The organism is Rothia sp. P6271 (assembly GCF_048512995.1).
Taxonomy (GTDB): Bacteria; Actinomycetota; Actinomycetes; order Actinomycetales; family Micrococcaceae; genus Rothia.
Genome location: NZ_JBLXXV010000010.1, coordinates 1 through 16,256, shown reverse-complemented (window position 1 = coordinate 16,256; position 16,256 = coordinate 1). Strand labels below are relative to the sequence as shown.

Genomic DNA, 16,256 nt, shown 5'->3' with positions numbered 1-16,256 from the left:
CTCTATCTAAGAAAGAGATTCAAGATAATGCTGGGCATCTAGCGCCGCAACACAGCCAGAACCTGCAGCTGTAATCGCCTGGCGATACGTCGAATCAATCACATCTCCAGCAGCGAAAACACCAGGGATTGAGGTACGTGAAGAACGCCCATCAACGGCAATAGTTCCAGCCTCAGTCAGTTCTAATATGTCGCGAACGAGGGCTGTGCGTGGATCAGAGCCAATAGCAACGAATACCCCATCTACTACGAGCTCAGATTCTTCTGAAGTCTTAGTGTTAGTCAACGTTATAGAAGAAACTTTATCCTCCCCATTGATTGACTGAACAGCAGAATCCCAAACCATTTCAATTTTAGGATTGTCAAAAGCGCGCTTTTGCATAATCTCTGATGCTCGCAACGTATCACGACGATGAACCAAATATACTTTTGCCGCATGATTTGTTAGGTAGAGAGCTTCCTCAACGGCGGAATCTCCTCCACCTATCACCGCAAGAGTCTTACCTTTGAAGAAAAAACCATCACAAGTGGCACACCACGAAACGCCATGACCAGAAAGTCGCTGCTCACCATCAACATCCAACTTACGATATTCAGAACCTGTTGAAATAATGACAGTCCTGGTCAAAAAAGTAGATCCATCACTGAGGATGACTTTCTTGACCTCGCCCTCAAGCTCAAGCGACTCAACATCTTTGTAACGGATATCAGTACCAAAACGTTCAGCTTGCGCCCCAATAGTTGTCATCAATTCAGGGCCCTGAATACCGTCAACGAAACCAGGGAAATTCTCTACTTCAGTTGTTGTCATCAAATCGCCACCAGGGGAAACAGAGGACGCAAAAAGAAGAGGACGTAAATTAGCTCGAGCAGCATAAATCGCTGCAGTGTACCCTGCCGGGCCAGAACCAACAATGATGACGTCATGAATCTGACTGTCCCCAGCCTCTGCAGTGGGTGCAGCCTCTACGGCTGCAGTGTCCACTTTGACGCCAGTAGGAGCAGAGAAAAGACCGCCCAAAGACTCGTTTGGCAAAGTATCCTTCTTTCATAGAAATAGTGTTCATCAAATAGAACCATGATGTAGCTCTGATTATTCCAAACTCTTGAGCCTATGTGAACAACTGCCGCCTGAGGTAGAAAAAGAATACATCAGGCGGCAGTCGAGAAAACGCGTCAAAGAACTTTATCGGGCTGTTACTTCAGCAATGCGCACACCATAGTTATAACCAGCAATAGGCTGACCCAATAGAGGAGCTTCTGTGAACTTCACTAGAACATACTGAATGCCTTCACCCTGCTTCTTCTGGTCAAGTTTGACGTTGACTTTTGGCGCATTGAAAGAGCCTGAACCAACTTCCGTTGCACCATCCAAAGAAGGCGTATTGTTGGTATATACCGTAAATGCGCCACCTGAGCCATTAATCTGTTCAATCGTAAGTTCAGAAACAACGGTACGTTCTTGAAGTTGGAATACCAAAGCGAAGGAATCGGTCGCGCCACCAAAATTAGGAGTTGCGAAACCGTAGCTAATCCATGTACTTGCTGGGTTACCATCGAGCATTTGGGGGAGAGTCGCATCCTGATCTGCCATAAAATCTGGAGAAGACGGCACAAGACGAGATGCGCTTATAATCTTTGGCGGAACATGAGAAACGCTTGGAGAAGGTGTTTCTGAAGGCTCTGAGGACTTATTCTGTGAAGGCTTGGCCGTAGCAGAAGTACTAGCGGCAGCTACGTTTTCATTCTCACTTTTCTTCGAAACCATGCCATTGATGGAAGAAAAAACAATAGCTACGCCCAAAACAAGAAGAATAATAGCCGCAATAGCTACAATCCATACTCCACCAGAACGCTGATCATCTTCATCATCAAATTCTGGTTCATCAGGATAATCGTATTCATCATATTCTTCGTCATAAGAGGAATCTTCGACGGTAGATGGAGCTAAAGTCTCGTGATCCTCAACAGTTCGTACCGCAGAAATTGAGGTATCTTCTGGTGTTGGTTCTGATACCTCAGCATAAGGAGTCTTTCCCGTTGCTACCTCATCCCCAAAAATTTCCTGACCAAGAGCTTCTTGCGTTTCGGAGGAAGCTGCTACTGCCGATGAATCTGCCAAAAGATTCTCTAAAAGCGCTTCGGGGCGTGAATAGGAAGTGACAAGATACGTTCGTCCTTCGCTATTGCCCAAATCAAGCACCTGAATGGGGGAGCGCGATGTCGTGGCAACAAGGCGCGCATTAGCAATCAAACGATCATTATGAGTAGGGGAAGCTACGACAATCGACACGCGTCTATTCAGAACCTGGTCTTTACCTTCCAAAACTGCGTCGCCGTGTTCTGTTTGCGTAATAGCAGCGGTGACACGATAACGCTCACCTAGAACAGTGTTGATAGCAATGGGATGGGAGGAATGTGAATGAGACAAGGTAGCCCTCCAAGGCTCTAAATATTTAAGACGGTGATTCTCTTCTGAATCTTACCCGTTATAACGACGTGTTGGGTTCTGTCTGTTGAAAATAAATCTATATTTTGTGTCGAGATTGGTGACGTTGTGGCATAAGTTTTCGCGCAATGGGGGAGATAAGAGCATCGAGCTCTTGTACTTTAAAGATTTGCAAAGCGATGTAATAGGCCAAAGACATAATAGTTCCGCCTACAGCAATTGTGATGAGAGCCGGAGTTGTTCCTGACCATGCAAACCCATCAAATGAATAGCCGCCAAGTATCCAGAGAACTAGTGAACCGAAAATACCGGCAACGAAGGATGCAAGGCCAACGCGAGCATGAGTCGAAAGAATATTAATCCCGTCGTAGTCCCCAAGATACCTTTTGAGGAAAATATGGCTTAGGGCCACAGAAAGAACATTCTGTAAGGCATAGGCTGCTGCTAAACCAAAGACAATATAGTGCGGGTTAAGTTGGGACGCGAAGAATCCCATCCCAACGATAACTACTGCAGAGATGAGCTGAATAATAAATGGAGTTTTTGCGTCTTCTCTTGCGTAGAGAACTCTTCCCATCATAAAAGAAATAGTGAGGAAAGGTCCGCCTAAAGCAATAATGCAAATTGTTTGAGCAATGAGGGCAGCAGAAGTATTATTTCCGTTACCAAATAATACTCCTACCGGTCCTGAAAAAACAATAAGAGCTACAGATAAGAAAATAGTTGCAATAGAAGAAACTCTTAGACCAGAAGATAAAGCATGTACTACATTTTGATGATTATTCTCTTGTGATGCATGGGACATTTTATTGAAAAGGTATGTTGCAATAGAAAGTCCAATAACACCATGAGGTAATGAATACAGCATAGACGAGTAATTGAGCGCCTGAATCCCAGGAACAATTTTTCCATCTTGTGAAATAACATTTGAAGCAATTTGTATGAGATAAAAGAATGAAAGGTTAGAAACAATTCCAGTAGCTAATGTCCACACTGCTAATTTAACGGACGCGCCAAGACCAATCCCCCTCCACCCAAACTTTGGGCGAATACGAATACCAATACGACGCAGAGGAATAAGAAGCACTAACGCTTGAGTTACAACACCTAACGTTGCTGATCCTGCAAGAACGACCGTCTGAGCAGTGCTCCACGTGTTCACAGTGTGTAACGGCGGAACAGTGTTAGTTTGTTGACCAAAAACATTGATAAAGAGGATAAGGGCAATAATCGCTACCACATTGTTGATTACTGGAGACCACATAAACCAGCCGAAAGCACCCCGAGCGTTTAGAACTTGTCCGATGATGGTATAGAAACCATAGAAGAAAATTTGCGGAAGACACCACAACGCAAAAATCAGCCCTAAGGTGCGTTGTTCTTCCGTCCAAGTTCGTCCCATGATGGAGATAATAGGCACAGAACAAGCTACGACAACGACGGTTACAGCGGCGATACCAACAGTCGCTAGGGTAACTAACCGTGAAATAAAGTCTGAGCCGCCGTCATCGTGTTTTGCTGCTTTAATAATTTGTGGGACAAGGACGGCGTTAAAAATACCTCCGGCAACAAGAACATAAATCAAGTTAGGTAGGGTGTTTGCCGTTTCAAAAATAGTTCCCATTGCGGTTCCGGTGCCGATAGCAACGGTAATGAGAATGGTTTTAACGAACCCAAGAATACGGGAAACCATCGTCCCCGATGCCATAATTGCGCTAGATACTGCACCTGTACGTGCCACGTTGTGCCCTTAATCTTTGCTGAGAGAGCTTCTCACGAGGAGAGCTGGTGAATAATGTATTCGCGCGCAATCTCAGCAATTCGTCGTTCGTTCGAAAATGAGAGTTTACGCCCTAAATCGTCAATGTTAACCCAATCGACGGCAATTGCCTCATGATCTGGATCTTTTTCTGTGGTGAGATATCCTCCCGTGGCAGCTAAAAGGTAATGATGAACTGTTTTATGTACTCTTCGTCCGCCGACAGTGAACCAGTAGTCAATGCTTCCTAAAGGAGAAAGAACTTGTCCAGAAATTCCTGTTTCTTCTTCGATTTCGCGTGTTGCCGCTTGAGCGTTATTTTCTGATCCTTCAGGGTGTCCCTTCGGTAAACACCACTCTAAACGCCCTCCGCGGTTCATTCTGGCAATAATAGCTACCGGAAAATTAGGCTTGTCAAGGTCGACGATAACCCCTCCTGCAGAGACTTCTTCTACCGTCGGCAAGAGAGAAATAGGGGTTATTGCCCGCTTCTTGGGAGCCCGAGGTATAGGAAAAGTCATGTCTCTACCTTAACCGATGAAATGAGTCTATGCCTGATTATTGTGTGGGATACGGGTATAACGGTCATTTATCTGGCACGATGGTATGACTATGGCGCATCTTTTTGACTCTTCTATTATTGACCCCATCGCTCTATCCCTTGGCGAGCTTTTCGTACGGTCTGGGTATGAACTTTCTCTGGTGGGTGGTCCTGTTCGAGATCTTTTCCTTGCTCAAAAAGCAACAGATTTAGACTTCACAACCAACGCTACCCCCGATCAAATTCTAGAAATTGTTGATGACTGGGCTGATACGACGTGGGAAATTGGTAAAGAATACGGAACTATTGGTTTAAGAAAGGGCGATGAAACTGTCGAAATTACTACCTATCGGGCAGAAATTTATCGTCACGATTCGCGTAAACCTGTTGTTTCTTTTGGTGATTCTCTAGAAGACGATCTTTTTCGGCGTGACTTTACAATCAACTCCATGGCGTTGCGTCTACCCTCTTTAGAGCTTGTGGATCCTTACGGGGGTTTTAGAGACTTACGTGCTGGTGTCATTCGAACTCCTGGACGAGCTGAAGATTCTTTCTTAGACGATCCTCTGAGAATGATGAGAGCTGCTCGATTCGCTGCGCGTTTTGATATTGATGTGGCTCCTGAAGTCTTTGATGCTATGACGAAGATGGCTCAACGTATTGACATGATTTCTGCTGAGCGTGTACGTGATGAGCTCATTAAACTCATCACAGCAGCTGCTCCTCGTCGTGGCATCGATCTTCTTGTTGATTCTGGTCTTGCGAATTATGTTTTGCCTGAGATACCGGCGCTTAAATTAGAAATTGATGAGCACCATCGTCATAAAGATGTGTATCAACATTCTCTGACGGTTCTTGAACAGGCAGCCGCTCAAGAAACTGACCAGCAGGGGGCAGTACCTTCTCCCGATTTCATTCTTCGTTTTGCGGCATTGATGCACGATATTGGCAAGCCTGCTACTCGCAAGTTTGAGAAGAATGGTTCTGTAAGTTTCTTGCATCATGATGTTGTTGGCGCGAAGTTGGTTAAAAAGCGTATGCGTGCTTTGCGTTTTGATAATGACACAACCAAAGCTGTTGCTCGTTTGGTAGAGCTCCATATGCGTTTCTACGGTTATGGTGATGCTGGGTGGAGTGATTCTGCTGTGCGCCGTTATGTGCGTGATGCAGGGGCATATCTGGAGCGGTTGCACCGTTTGACGCGTGCTGATGTGACAACGCGTAATAAGCGTAAGGCTCAGCGTATTTCCCGTGCCTATGATGATTTAGAACGTCGTATCACGGCTCTCGCTGAGCAAGAGGAGTTGGATGCTATTCGTCCAGATCTAGACGGTGAACAGATTATGCAGATTCTGGGTATTTCTCCTGGTCCTGTTGTGGGTCGGGCTTATAAGTTCTTGCTTAATGTGCGTTTGGATGAAGGTGTCTTATCTGAAGAAGATGCTCGTGAACGTTTATTATCGTGGGCTAAAGAAGAAGGTATTCTAGAGCAATAAGGTCACCTCTACCCCCCTAGTGGTTTACATATTCCTCATATGGAATATGTAAACCACTAGGGGATATGTTGTTAACTAGATATTTTTATCACCGACTCTTACGCATCTTTAAAGGAAAATTCAAGGTTCATCCTTAGGGATGAGGTGCTCTTATGGTGAACTTCGTAGAATGAAGAACATAAACCACCTCATACCCTACGCTCAGGATAAGGAGCGATCTTTATGTTAGAAGTTCACCAGCTTACGAAGCGCTACGGCTCAAAAACAGCCGTAGATAACATCAGTTTTAATGTTCCTGATGGGAAAGTTACAGGATTCCTTGGCCCTAACGGCGCCGGAAAATCAACCACAATGCGCATGATCGTTGGTTTAGAAAAACCAACCTCTGGCAAAGCTCTTGTCGAAGGAAAAACTTATAAAACACTCAGCTCACCGATGCTATCCGTTGGTGCTCTTTTAGACGCTAAAGCAATGCATCCGGGACGCTCAGCTATCCAACATCTGCGCTCGCTTGCTTTGACCCATGGAATCTCAAAAAAACGAGTCAATGAAGTCATTGAACTCACAGGTCTTGGCGCTGTAGCTCATAAAAAAGTTCGCGGTTTCTCCCTCGGTATGGGGCAGCGTCTAGGTATCGCTGTTGCTCTCTTGGGGGATCCTCATAACCTCATTTTTGATGAGCCTGTTAACGGTCTTGACCCCGAAGGTGTTATTTGGGTTCGCAACCTTGCTCGACATCTTGCGTCTGAGGGACGTTGTGTCCTCATTTCTTCACATCTAATGAGCGAGATGTCTCAGACTGCTGATGAGCTTATCGTTATCGGTCGCGGTAAGATTCTGGCTCATTCTTCTATTAAAGATTTTCTTGCCCGTTCTGCTGACAACCCCGTTTTGGTGCGAACCGATCATCGTGAACAGTTCGATACACTCTTGCGTGAACGTCAACTCGTTACTAAGGCACACGAAATAGATGGCCTCATGGTCTCTGGTGTTAGCTCCCGCGAAGTTGCTCAGATTGCTCAAGAACACGGTGTTCTTCTGTATGAATTAACACCTCAAATTAGCACCTTAGAAGATGTTTATATGGAACTCACTAAAGACTCCGTTGAATATTCTTCTCACGGAATAGAAGCTTCTCAGGCTGAAGAAACGTTATCTTCTGGTGAAGTTTCTCAATCTATTCCTCAAGCAACAAAAGCAACGATGTTTGAAACAAACTCCCCATCGGATGCACCTTGGTCAAAAGGTTCTACAAAGGAGACAAAATAATGAGCCAGCATACAGCACTTCACGCATCATCTGATCAACGTTTACGTTTTAGTGGCATTGTTCGCTCTGAATTTCTAAAATTTAGAACTGTCATCTCTCACCTCGTTATGGGCATTGCCGTATTAGCAATGATGGCAGGCTTTGGCTTCATCGGGGCATTGTCTATCAACTACAGCGAAACCCTTGGGGCATCTCTTGATATGCTTCGCAACTCTGCTCAAGGCATTGGTGGAGCGGGTATGTCCTTCACTAGCATGCTTTTCGCATCGTGGGCGGTGATTTTTATTGGATCCGAATACTCCACCCGTTCAATCTATACATCGCTAACGATTGTTCCTCGCCGTTCTGCTTTGTACATAGCAAAGTTCATTGTTGTGAGCTTTATCGGATTCTTCTGGGGCTTTATCTGTGCCGCCATTTCCTTCGGTATTGGCTCTTTGACCATTATCCCAGAGCTATCTCCTCAACTAAATTCAGGGGTTCTTTTGAACTGGGTAGCAGTTGGTCTCTACTGCATGTTTGTATCGTGGATGGGCCTTGGTTTTGGCTCCTTGCTGCGTAACAATGCTGGCGGTATTATCCTGTCTGTTATCACCATTTTGGTAACGTACATTGTTTTCTTATTGTTCCTTCCATGGGACTGGGCTAAAGATTTCACGAACTATCTTCCACTTCCAGTAGGCAGTGAATTGATTTCTTATGGTAAAGCAGACGACGCGAAAATTAGCTATACGATGGCAGCCTCTATCCTTGCTCTATGGGGAGCTGTTCCTGCCTTCTTCGGCTATCTGCGATTCCGTTTTACCGATAGCTAAGAGCTAAAAACTCATGAATCATCGAGGTTCATCGGAATCACTAGACGCCGTCGCTACTGAAGGACGGCGTCTAGTGCTGCAACGCCGTGGAATTATTCGTCGTTGGATTCACGAAAATACTTTTTGGGTTAATCTCTTCTGGGCTGTCAATAATTTACTTTTTGTTTTTCTAGAACTCTTATTCTCCTCAGATTCAGAGATATTTGACCACGATAAAAATGTTACTATTTATTTTTGTGTAGCATTCTTCTTTGCTGCAGGAATATTTTGGAGGGAAAAATTTCCCGTACTATTGATATGCCTATCAATATGTATAGATTTTTTGCAACTGCAAATTCTTCAGACAATTTTTACATCTCCAACTGGAATTACCTTCTATATATTTCTTTATTCTGCAGTAGTTAAATACCCTTTTAAAAAATCCCTTCCTATTTTTATTGCCACTAGTATCTTTCTCGTCGTCTTAGGTTTTATCTATTACCCATACATATATGCTGGGATTAGTAGAGGCGGACCTTCCGATGGAAGCTACGACTCGCGATATGTCATCATCAGTTATTCAGTTCTTGGCTTCCTGACGCTTTCGTCTCTTTTGATGAACCTCGTCGTATTTCTTGTCGCTCGACAAGTACATAAGAATCGACTCTTTGACCAAGAAATTATTCGCAGCTTCGATAAGACACAGAAATTAGCTGCCATCGAGGAGCGTCATCGTATCGCACGAGAGATGCACGATGTTGTAGCTCATTCTTTGACGGTTATGATTGCTTTAGCGGATGGTGCTCAAGCCATTAGCGCTAAAGACCCTCAACGTACGTCACATGTTCTCAAAGAGCTGTCTGATACGGGACGCAGTGCGCTTGCTGACATGCGAGAGACGCTAGGAGTTCTCCGTGATGAGTCCCCACAACAGCTTTTATCGCCAGTAGAAAGAAATAAGACTCTGGGCATCGATAATCTCAAAGCGCTAGTCGATTCTTTTGGTTCGACGGGTCTTCCTGTTTCTTTTTCTCAGCAAGGTCAAAAATTGCCTGAAGATAGTCAGCTGCATATGACGCTTTATCGTATTATTCAAGAGTCTTTGACTAACGCTTTAAGGTATGCCCAAGACGCACATATTATTGAGGTCCTCATTAAGGTTAATCTGCCCAATATTGTGGTAATTATTGCCAATGATGGAACAAGTGGAATAGAACGTAGAGGTATCTCTCGCAGACAAAATAGCGTTGGAAGCGGCAAGGGCCTTATTGGTATTCAAGAGAGGGTTGCTGCTTATCATGGATCGCTTCGTGCTGGAGCGAATGACCGTGGAGGCTGGACTGTTCGTGCTCATTTATTGTGGGAATCAACGAGTCAAACTAAAGACCGTTCCAAAACATCCGAGGTAGAAAATAATGCAAGAGCAACAAAATAGTCCTTTGCGTGTGCTGCTAGTAGACGATCAATCATTGTTGAGGATGGGGTTTCGTCTCGTTCTTGAAAATGCAGGTATTGAGGTTGTTGGCGAAGCGTCGCACGGGCAAGAAGCGATTGAGATGGTGCAAAAGCACCATCCTGATGTTGTGTTGATGGATATTCGGATGCCCGTTATGGACGGTATTACCGCGACTCAGAAAATTACGAGTATGAGTGATTCAAAAGTCATTATTCTGACAACTTTTGACCTCGACGAATACGCTTTCTCTGGTTTAAGAGCTGGAGCTAGCGCCTTCGTGCTCAAAGATATCCGCCCTGAAGACTTAATTGCTGCTATTCATACAGTCAATGCTGGAGAATCTATGGTGACTCCTACTCTTACTGCTCGGCTCGTGAAAGAGTATGCTGAAGATTCTTCGTTAGGTCGGGCGGCTATTCACGGGTACCAGTATTTGATTGATTCTTTAACTGCTCGCGAAAAAGATATGGTGGGTGCTATTGCTGAGGGGCTTTCTAACGCTGAGATTGCTCAACAGTTTTTCCTCTCCGAGACGACTGTTAAAACACATGTACGGTCGATTTTGTCAAAGCTTAATCTTCGTGATCGTGTTCAGGTTGTTGTTTTCGCGTATGAATCTGGAATGGTTCGTCCACATAGAACTTCTGGTCAGTAGCGTTCGAATCGTGTTTCTGAGGAATAAAACAGCTACGTGAACGGTTGTACTAATAGGGAAGTTCTTCCCCGACGATCTTTCTAAGAAAGGGGATATTGATGTCAAATAGAGAACATTACACACCGGAATACATGAATCATGGAGGCCGAAACTCCTATCAAGGTGCCCCTTCTACTGTGTATATCGTGAAGCAAAAATCGTTGCTGATTGCGTATGTATTGTGGTTTTTCCTTGGGGTATGGGGTATTCATAAGTTGTATTTGAGGCAGCCTATGATGTTTGTTCTGTATCTTCTTTTGCTGGGGATTGGCTGGCTGACGACTCCTATTCTGATTGGATGGGTGTTTCTCTTCCTCCTCGGTGTTTTGATGGTTATTGATCTCTTTACGATGCCAATACGTGTGGGTATTTTGAATTCTCGAGCCTACCGTTATTAACCATGCGATATGCATTGACCTGAGATTCAGTTTTAGATGACATTGGTGTAATTCATGTGACCTTGTGCTGAAATTGGTAAATTTCTGCACTTTATACTGCTCTTACTGTAGAGTAGGTGAAGTCTGTGTACTTTATGGGTAAATCTCCGGCGGTGCACTGACTGTTATACATCTCCTGCTATGGAAATCCCATAGCCGTTTAGCCCAAAGGAGGGGTTTAATCATGCGTGCATACGAGCTAATGGTTATCCTCAATCCCGAGGTAGAAGACAAGGCTGTAGAGCCAACTCTTTCTAAGTTCCTCGAAATCGTTACCAAAGACAACGGCACTATCGACAACATGGATATTTGGGGTCGTCGTCGCTTGGCATACGAAATCCAGAAGAAGACTGAAGGTATTTATGCCGTCGTTAACTTCACTTCCACTCCGGAAACTGCTGCAGAGCTTGACCGCGTTCTTAGCTTGAACGAGTCTGTAATGCGCACCAAGATTATCCGTCCGGAAGACCAGAAAATCTCTTCTAAATAATATTCATTCATGATTTTGATGTGGTTATCAACAAGATTATTTTTACTCTTGATATAACTGCTCTCAGAATGAATTGTTATTTGAAAAACTCTATGAATGGAGGCCTCAAATGGCTGGAGATACCGTCATTACCGTGATTGGTAATCTTACTGGTGATCCTGAGCTTCGTTTCACTCCTAACGGTGCAGCGGTAGCAAACTTTACGATTGCTTCAACTCCGCGTAGCTTTGACCGCGCAAGTGGTGAATGGAAAGATGGTGAAACCCTCTTTTTGCGAGCATCCATCTGGCGTGAGGCAGCAGAAAATGTTGCAGAAACCCTACATAAGGGAATGCGCGTTATCGCTCAGGGGCGTTTGAAATCCCGTTCATATGAGACTAAGGAAGGCGAACGTCGCACTGCGATGGAGCTTGAGGTCGAAGAAATTGGCCCATCCCTTCGTTTTGCTTCTGCGTCTGTTAACCGTAATCAACAGCGCTCCGGAGGTAACTTCGGTGGCGCTCAAGATGCGCAAGGCTACGCCGGTGGTGGCAATAACTTTGCCGCTCCTACCCAGAACAATGGGTATAACGGTTCAGTTTCTGGCGGTTTCGGCGGGGGTAACGGCTATAACGGTGGCGGCTTTGGTGGAGGAAATCCTGCACCACAGGCAGCGCCTGCTCCTTCTGCAGATCCTTGGGGTTCTCAATCTGGTGGAAACTATGATTGGGGCGCTGGTGCAGAAGACGAACCTCCGTTCTAAAGATAACCTTCCTCATTAATCCAAATATCCAACCCATCCCGCGGTATTTTCCGCGGGCTCCCAAAGAAAAAGGAGCACCACGATGGCTAAGGCTGAAATTCGTAAGCCCAAACCAAAGCAGAACCCACTCAAGGCTGCTGACGTAACTGTTATTGATTACAAGGACGTTGCACTTCTTCGTAAGTTCATCTCCGATCGCGGTAAGATCCGTGCACGTCGCGTTACCGGCGTCACCGTCCAGGAACAGCGCAAAATCGCTCAGGCAATTAAGAATGCCCGCGAAGTTGCATTGCTACCTTACTCCGGCGCTGGCCGCTAAAGAGAAGGAGATTAGAAGAACATGGCTAAGATTATTCTGACTCAGGAAGTATCCGGTCTCGGAACTGCTGGCGATGTCGTAACCGTTAAGAACGGCTACGCACGCAACTACCTGCTACCTCGCGGTTTTGCAGTGACCTGGACTAAAGGTGGCGAACGTCAGGTTGAGTCCATTCGCGCAGCTCGTGTAGCTCGCGCTAAGGCTTCTCTTGAAGACGCACAGGCACAGGCAGCTAAGCTTGCTGCAGCTACTGTTACCGTAGCTCATAAAGCTGGCGCTGAAGGTCGACTTTTCGGTACCGTTCGTGCGGAAGCAATTGCAGAAGCAATTGAAGCTGCTGGTCTAGGTTCCGTTGATAAGCGCGCTATCCACCTTGGGTCCGCTATCAAGTCCACCGGTGCTTACAAAGTTTCTGTGCGTTTGCACGAAGACGTTGTTGCACAGGTTGCATTAGATGTCGTTGCTGCATAAGTAATGGCTTATTGCATATAGAAGAAGTGTCCTTTCCTGTTGTTTCAACGGGGGAGGGCACTTCTTCTATGTCATCATCATGTTCATTGCTTGAAGAATAGGTCAAGGGATCATGTTTTCATTGGTTTCGTCGGAGAAGGATTCTGCTCCGAAGCTGCGTCCAAGTTTGCAGATGTTTCTGATTGCCTTGGTTGCTGAGCTGATTTCGTTATTGCTGATATCTTTGGGATTTTGGAATAACGTGGGAACGCCTTCTGATAGTTTGACGATTTTTCTCATCTGTGTGGTTCTTGCCGTTATCATGTCGTTACTGTCGAGCATTTTGGCGGTTGTTGGTTTAGCTCGTTACCGACGTTTTAAAGTGCATAATGCACTCCTTTTACTGGTTTCCTTACTGGCAAATCCTGCAACATTCTTTCTTGCTATCTCTGTTGTGGGATAGTTCTCTACAGAATGAAGTGCTAACGCTTCCATTGGGATAAGTTTTTCTCATAGTATGTTTCACGTGGAACAGCTATTCTGCCACGTGTTTTTATAATGGTTTTCACTAGGTGAATATAGTGAATAATCTTCGGGGTTCTTTGTAAAAATATCTCGACAATTTAAGGTTGATTGTGTCTCAAAATTCTTCTGATTACGGTGTTCGTACTCTTCCTCACGATGATGATGCAGAGCGGTCTGTCCTTGGTGGAATGTTGCTCTCTAAAGATGCTATTGCAGACGTTGTTGAGGTGCTTCGTGGCGAGGATTTTTATAAGCCTGCACACGAGAGTATCTATGACGCAATCATTACTTTGTACGGGCAAGGTGAGCCAGCAGATGCTATTACCGTAACCGATGAACTGACAAAACGCGGCGAGCTATCTCGTATTGGTGGAGCACCTTATCTGCATTCTTTGACGACGTCTGTGCCCACTGCGGCGAATGCGGGCTTTTACGCTGAAATTGTTTCTGAACGCGCTATTTTGCGTCGTCTCGTTGAGGCTGGTACGAAGATTGCTCAACTCGGTTATTCTCAAGATGGCGAAGTTGAGGCTCTCGTCAATCAGGCTCAGGGTGAAATTTATCAGATTAGTGATCGTCGCGCTTCAGAGGATTATGTGCCGCTTAAAGAGGCTATGGATCAGACCATTGATGATATCGAGGCTCAGGTTGCTCGCGGTAGCGGTATTAGTGGTGTACCAACGGGATTCTTTGAGTTTGATGAATTAACCGATGGTTTTCAGCCTGGCCAGATGATTGTTATTGCTGCTCGTCCTGGTATTGGTAAATCTACCTTTGCTCTGGATATTGCTCGCCATGCTGCTATTAAGAAGGATATGGCGACGGTATTTTTCTCGTTGGAGATGAGCCGTAACGAAATTGCAACAAAAATTCTTTCAGCTGAAGCTAGGATTAACCTTTCTCGTCTACGTCAGGGAAAACTTGATGAAGAACAGTGGTCTACTCTTGCAGCTGCTGTGGGAAAGATGGATAGCGCTCCTTTGTATATTGACGATTCTCCCAATATGACGTTGATGGAGATCCGGGCGAAGGCACGTCGTCTCAAACAACGCAATAATCTTAAGCTGATTGTTCTGGACTATTTGCAGTTGATGACTTCTGGTAAAAAGGTAGAGTCTCGTCAGCAAGAAGTTTCTGAATTTTCTCGTTCCTTGAAGTTGATGGCGAAAGAGTTGGAAATTCCTGTTATTGCGTTGTCGCAGCTGAACCGTGGTTCTACTCAACGTGCAGATAATCGTCCGATGATTTCGGATTTGCGTGAGTCTGGCTCTATTGAGCAGGACGCAGATATGGTTATTTTGCTTCATCGTGATGATGCTCAGAATAAAGAGTCATCACGTGCTGGAGAAGCGGACGTTATTGTCGCTAAACATCGTAATGGTCCTACTAAGACCATTGCTGTTGGATTCCAGGGACATTATTCTCGCTTTGCGAATATGGTCAACGATACGCCACCTAGTATTGAATCTTAGGCTACTGGTGCGTCGTTATGAGGTTTATCGTTTCGTGTTAAAACCATGACGCATAGTGATACGAGTAGTGCTGTGAAAATGATGCAAAACCAGGCTGTGCTGTACCATCCGCTGGTGTTGTAGATTAATCCGCTACCCCAACCAATAACTGCTGAACCTGCATAGTAGGCGAGATTATAGAGTGCTGTTGCTTGCGCTTTTCCTGTTGTGGCTCGTAGTCCTGTCCATCCTGAGGCGATGGAATGCCCGCAGAAGAACCCGAAGGTCAAGAGCAGGACTCCGATAATAATGGCGGTGACGTTTGTGGTCATCGTGAGAGCTATGCCAAGGATAAGGAGGGCAGTTGATCCTATCATGACGTTGAGGTTTCCCCATCGTGTGCTGAATCGGGCAGATATTGATGAGGATATTGTGCCTAGTAGGTAGGAGAGGAAGAGTGCTGAGAGAGCTATTTCGGAGAAGAGATAGGGTGGTGCTTTGAGGAGGAACCCTACGTAGTTATAGATGGTTACGAAGGTTCCCATCATAGTGAATGCGTAGAGGTATAGTGCAAGCATCGCTGGGTTTTTGAGGTGTTTTTTGGCTTGTTTGAGGGTATTGCTGAAAGATCCTTTGCGTGGGATGGGCGTGAATCGTCGGGCTTTGGGCAGGCTGATGATAAAGATGAGTGCGGTGATGGCTCCTAGTAGTGAGACTGCTGTGATGGCGATGCGCCAGTCTCCGGCCCATTGGGTGAGGGGGCCTGCGAAGAGTCGTCCGGCGAGTCCTCCTAAGGTGTTTCCTGCGATATATAGTCCGCTTGCTGTTGCTGCGTGGAGTGGGTTTGTTTCTTCGGTGATGAAGGCGATTGCTACTCCTGCTATTCCTGCTAGTGCTGCTCCTTCTGCAAATCTGAGGGTGAGGAGTATGGTGAAGTCGTGAACCCATGGGCTGATTAATCCGAGTACTGTGGCGATACTGATTGCGATGAACATGGCTTTGCTTTTGCCGTGGATGTCGGCGATGTAGGCCCAGACCATGGCAAAAAGGGCTAGTCCAAGTGTTGCTGCTGAGATTGTTAGTGCTGCACTAGATGGGGTGATGTTTAGGTCGGTTGCGATGGAGGGGAGGATTGCTTGTGGTGCGTAGAGTTGGGCGAAGGTAGCGATGCCTGCACAGAACATGGCAATGAGCATGTAAATGTATTCGCGTGAGCCTTTTGAATATCCGTTCCAGGGCTCAGGGCTGTGTGGGTGTGTGTTGTTCATGTGGTGGTGTATTTTTCTTCGAGTGATGATGCTATTTAGTGGTAATGGTAGTTGCCGTTTTGGGTGCTGGGTACTGTTGTTGGGCTTTATGGGGTGCTCTGGCAGGTTTTTTTGAGC

General features: G+C 45.5%; 17 protein-coding genes. 12 read left to right on the top strand and 5 right to left on the bottom strand.

Annotation, left to right across the window (positions count from 1 at the left end):
* Positions 1-6: 6 nt before the first annotated feature.
* The 4 genes from trxB to ACN08X_RS07350 form a co-directional block, all read right to left on the bottom strand.
* Complete coding sequence (trxB, locus tag ACN08X_RS07365; RefSeq protein ID WP_419108364.1) at positions 7-1,035, bottom strand: thioredoxin-disulfide reductase; 1,029 nt, start codon at positions 1,033-1,035, stop codon at positions 7-9.
* 150 nt (positions 1,036-1,185) lie between these two features.
* On the bottom strand, positions 1,186-2,430 hold the full coding sequence (locus tag ACN08X_RS07360) for a serine/threonine protein kinase (protein ID WP_419108363.1): 1,245 nt from the start codon (positions 2,428-2,430) through the stop codon (positions 1,186-1,188).
* 97 nt (positions 2,431-2,527) lie between these two features.
* Positions 2,528-4,189 (bottom strand): murein biosynthesis integral membrane protein MurJ, encoded by a 1,662-nt coding sequence (gene murJ, locus ACN08X_RS07355; protein ID WP_419108362.1) that lies wholly within the window; start codon positions 4,187-4,189, stop codon positions 2,528-2,530.
* Between the two features lie 32 nt (positions 4,190-4,221).
* Positions 4,222-4,728, bottom strand: coding sequence for an NUDIX hydrolase (locus ACN08X_RS07350; RefSeq protein WP_419101276.1), 507 nt, complete (start codon positions 4,726-4,728; stop codon positions 4,222-4,224).
* Between the two features lie 91 nt (positions 4,729-4,819).
* On the opposite strand from ACN08X_RS07350, the gene ACN08X_RS07345 reads away from it, so the two are divergent.
* The 12 genes from ACN08X_RS07345 (at position 4,820) to dnaB (ending at position 14,892) form a co-directional block, all read left to right on the top strand.
* Positions 4,820-6,244, top strand: a complete 1,425-nt coding sequence (locus tag ACN08X_RS07345) for a CCA tRNA nucleotidyltransferase (RefSeq protein ID WP_419108361.1) — start codon at positions 4,820-4,822, stop codon at positions 6,242-6,244.
* Positions 6,245-6,466: 222 nt separating this feature from the next.
* A complete protein-coding gene (locus ACN08X_RS07340; RefSeq protein ID WP_419108360.1) occupies positions 6,467-7,513 on the top strand; it encodes an ABC transporter ATP-binding protein in 1,047 nt (348 codons plus the stop codon).
* Entirely contained in the window at positions 7,513-8,328 is an 816-nt protein-coding gene (locus ACN08X_RS07335) for an ABC transporter permease (protein ID WP_419106557.1), read from the top strand. Before ACN08X_RS07340 ends, ACN08X_RS07335 begins: the two co-directional genes overlap by 1 nt.
* Before the next feature lie 13 nt (positions 8,329-8,341).
* A complete protein-coding gene (locus tag ACN08X_RS07330) occupies positions 8,342-9,742 on the top strand; it encodes a histidine kinase (RefSeq protein ID WP_419108359.1) in 1,401 nt (466 codons plus the stop codon).
* Entirely contained in the window at positions 9,723-10,418 is a 696-nt protein-coding gene (locus ACN08X_RS07325; RefSeq protein ID WP_419101281.1) for a response regulator, read from the top strand. Before ACN08X_RS07330 ends, ACN08X_RS07325 begins: the two co-directional genes overlap by 20 nt.
* Before the next feature lie 98 nt (positions 10,419-10,516).
* Entirely contained in the window at positions 10,517-10,855 is a 339-nt protein-coding gene (locus ACN08X_RS07320; protein ID WP_419108358.1) for a TM2 domain-containing protein, read from the top strand.
* 223 nt (positions 10,856-11,078) lie between these two features.
* Entirely contained in the window at positions 11,079-11,384 is a 306-nt protein-coding gene (gene rpsF / locus ACN08X_RS07315) for a 30S ribosomal protein S6 (RefSeq protein ID WP_419101282.1), read from the top strand.
* 109 nt (positions 11,385-11,493) lie between these two features.
* Positions 11,494-12,126 carry a single-stranded DNA-binding protein gene (locus ACN08X_RS07310; protein ID WP_419108357.1) on the top strand — a complete coding sequence of 211 codons (633 nt, stop codon included), beginning with the start codon at positions 11,494-11,496 and terminating at the stop codon, positions 12,124-12,126.
* An 82-nt stretch (positions 12,127-12,208) separates the two neighbouring features.
* On the top strand, positions 12,209-12,445 hold the full coding sequence (rpsR, locus tag ACN08X_RS07305; RefSeq protein ID WP_004005948.1) for a 30S ribosomal protein S18: 237 nt from the start codon (positions 12,209-12,211) through the stop codon (positions 12,443-12,445).
* A 21-nt stretch (positions 12,446-12,466) separates the two neighbouring features.
* Positions 12,467-12,916 carry a 50S ribosomal protein L9 gene (rplI, locus tag ACN08X_RS07300; RefSeq protein WP_419101284.1) on the top strand — a complete coding sequence of 150 codons (450 nt, stop codon included), beginning with the start codon at positions 12,467-12,469 and terminating at the stop codon, positions 12,914-12,916.
* A 112-nt stretch (positions 12,917-13,028) separates the two neighbouring features.
* Positions 13,029-13,358 carry a hypothetical protein gene (locus ACN08X_RS07295; protein WP_419101285.1) on the top strand — a complete coding sequence of 110 codons (330 nt, stop codon included), beginning with the start codon at positions 13,029-13,031 and terminating at the stop codon, positions 13,356-13,358.
* A gap of 172 nt (positions 13,359-13,530) precedes the next feature.
* Positions 13,531-14,892 carry a replicative DNA helicase gene (gene dnaB, locus ACN08X_RS07290; protein ID WP_419101286.1) on the top strand — a complete coding sequence of 454 codons (1,362 nt, stop codon included), beginning with the start codon at positions 13,531-13,533 and terminating at the stop codon, positions 14,890-14,892.
* Here dnaB and ACN08X_RS07285 read toward each other — a convergent pair.
* Positions 14,889-16,139 carry an MFS transporter gene (locus tag ACN08X_RS07285; RefSeq protein ID WP_419108356.1) on the bottom strand — a complete coding sequence of 417 codons (1,251 nt, stop codon included), beginning with the start codon at positions 16,137-16,139 and terminating at the stop codon, positions 14,889-14,891. The genes dnaB and ACN08X_RS07285 overlap by 4 nt on opposite strands.
* Between the last annotated feature and the right edge of the window lie 117 nt (positions 16,140-16,256).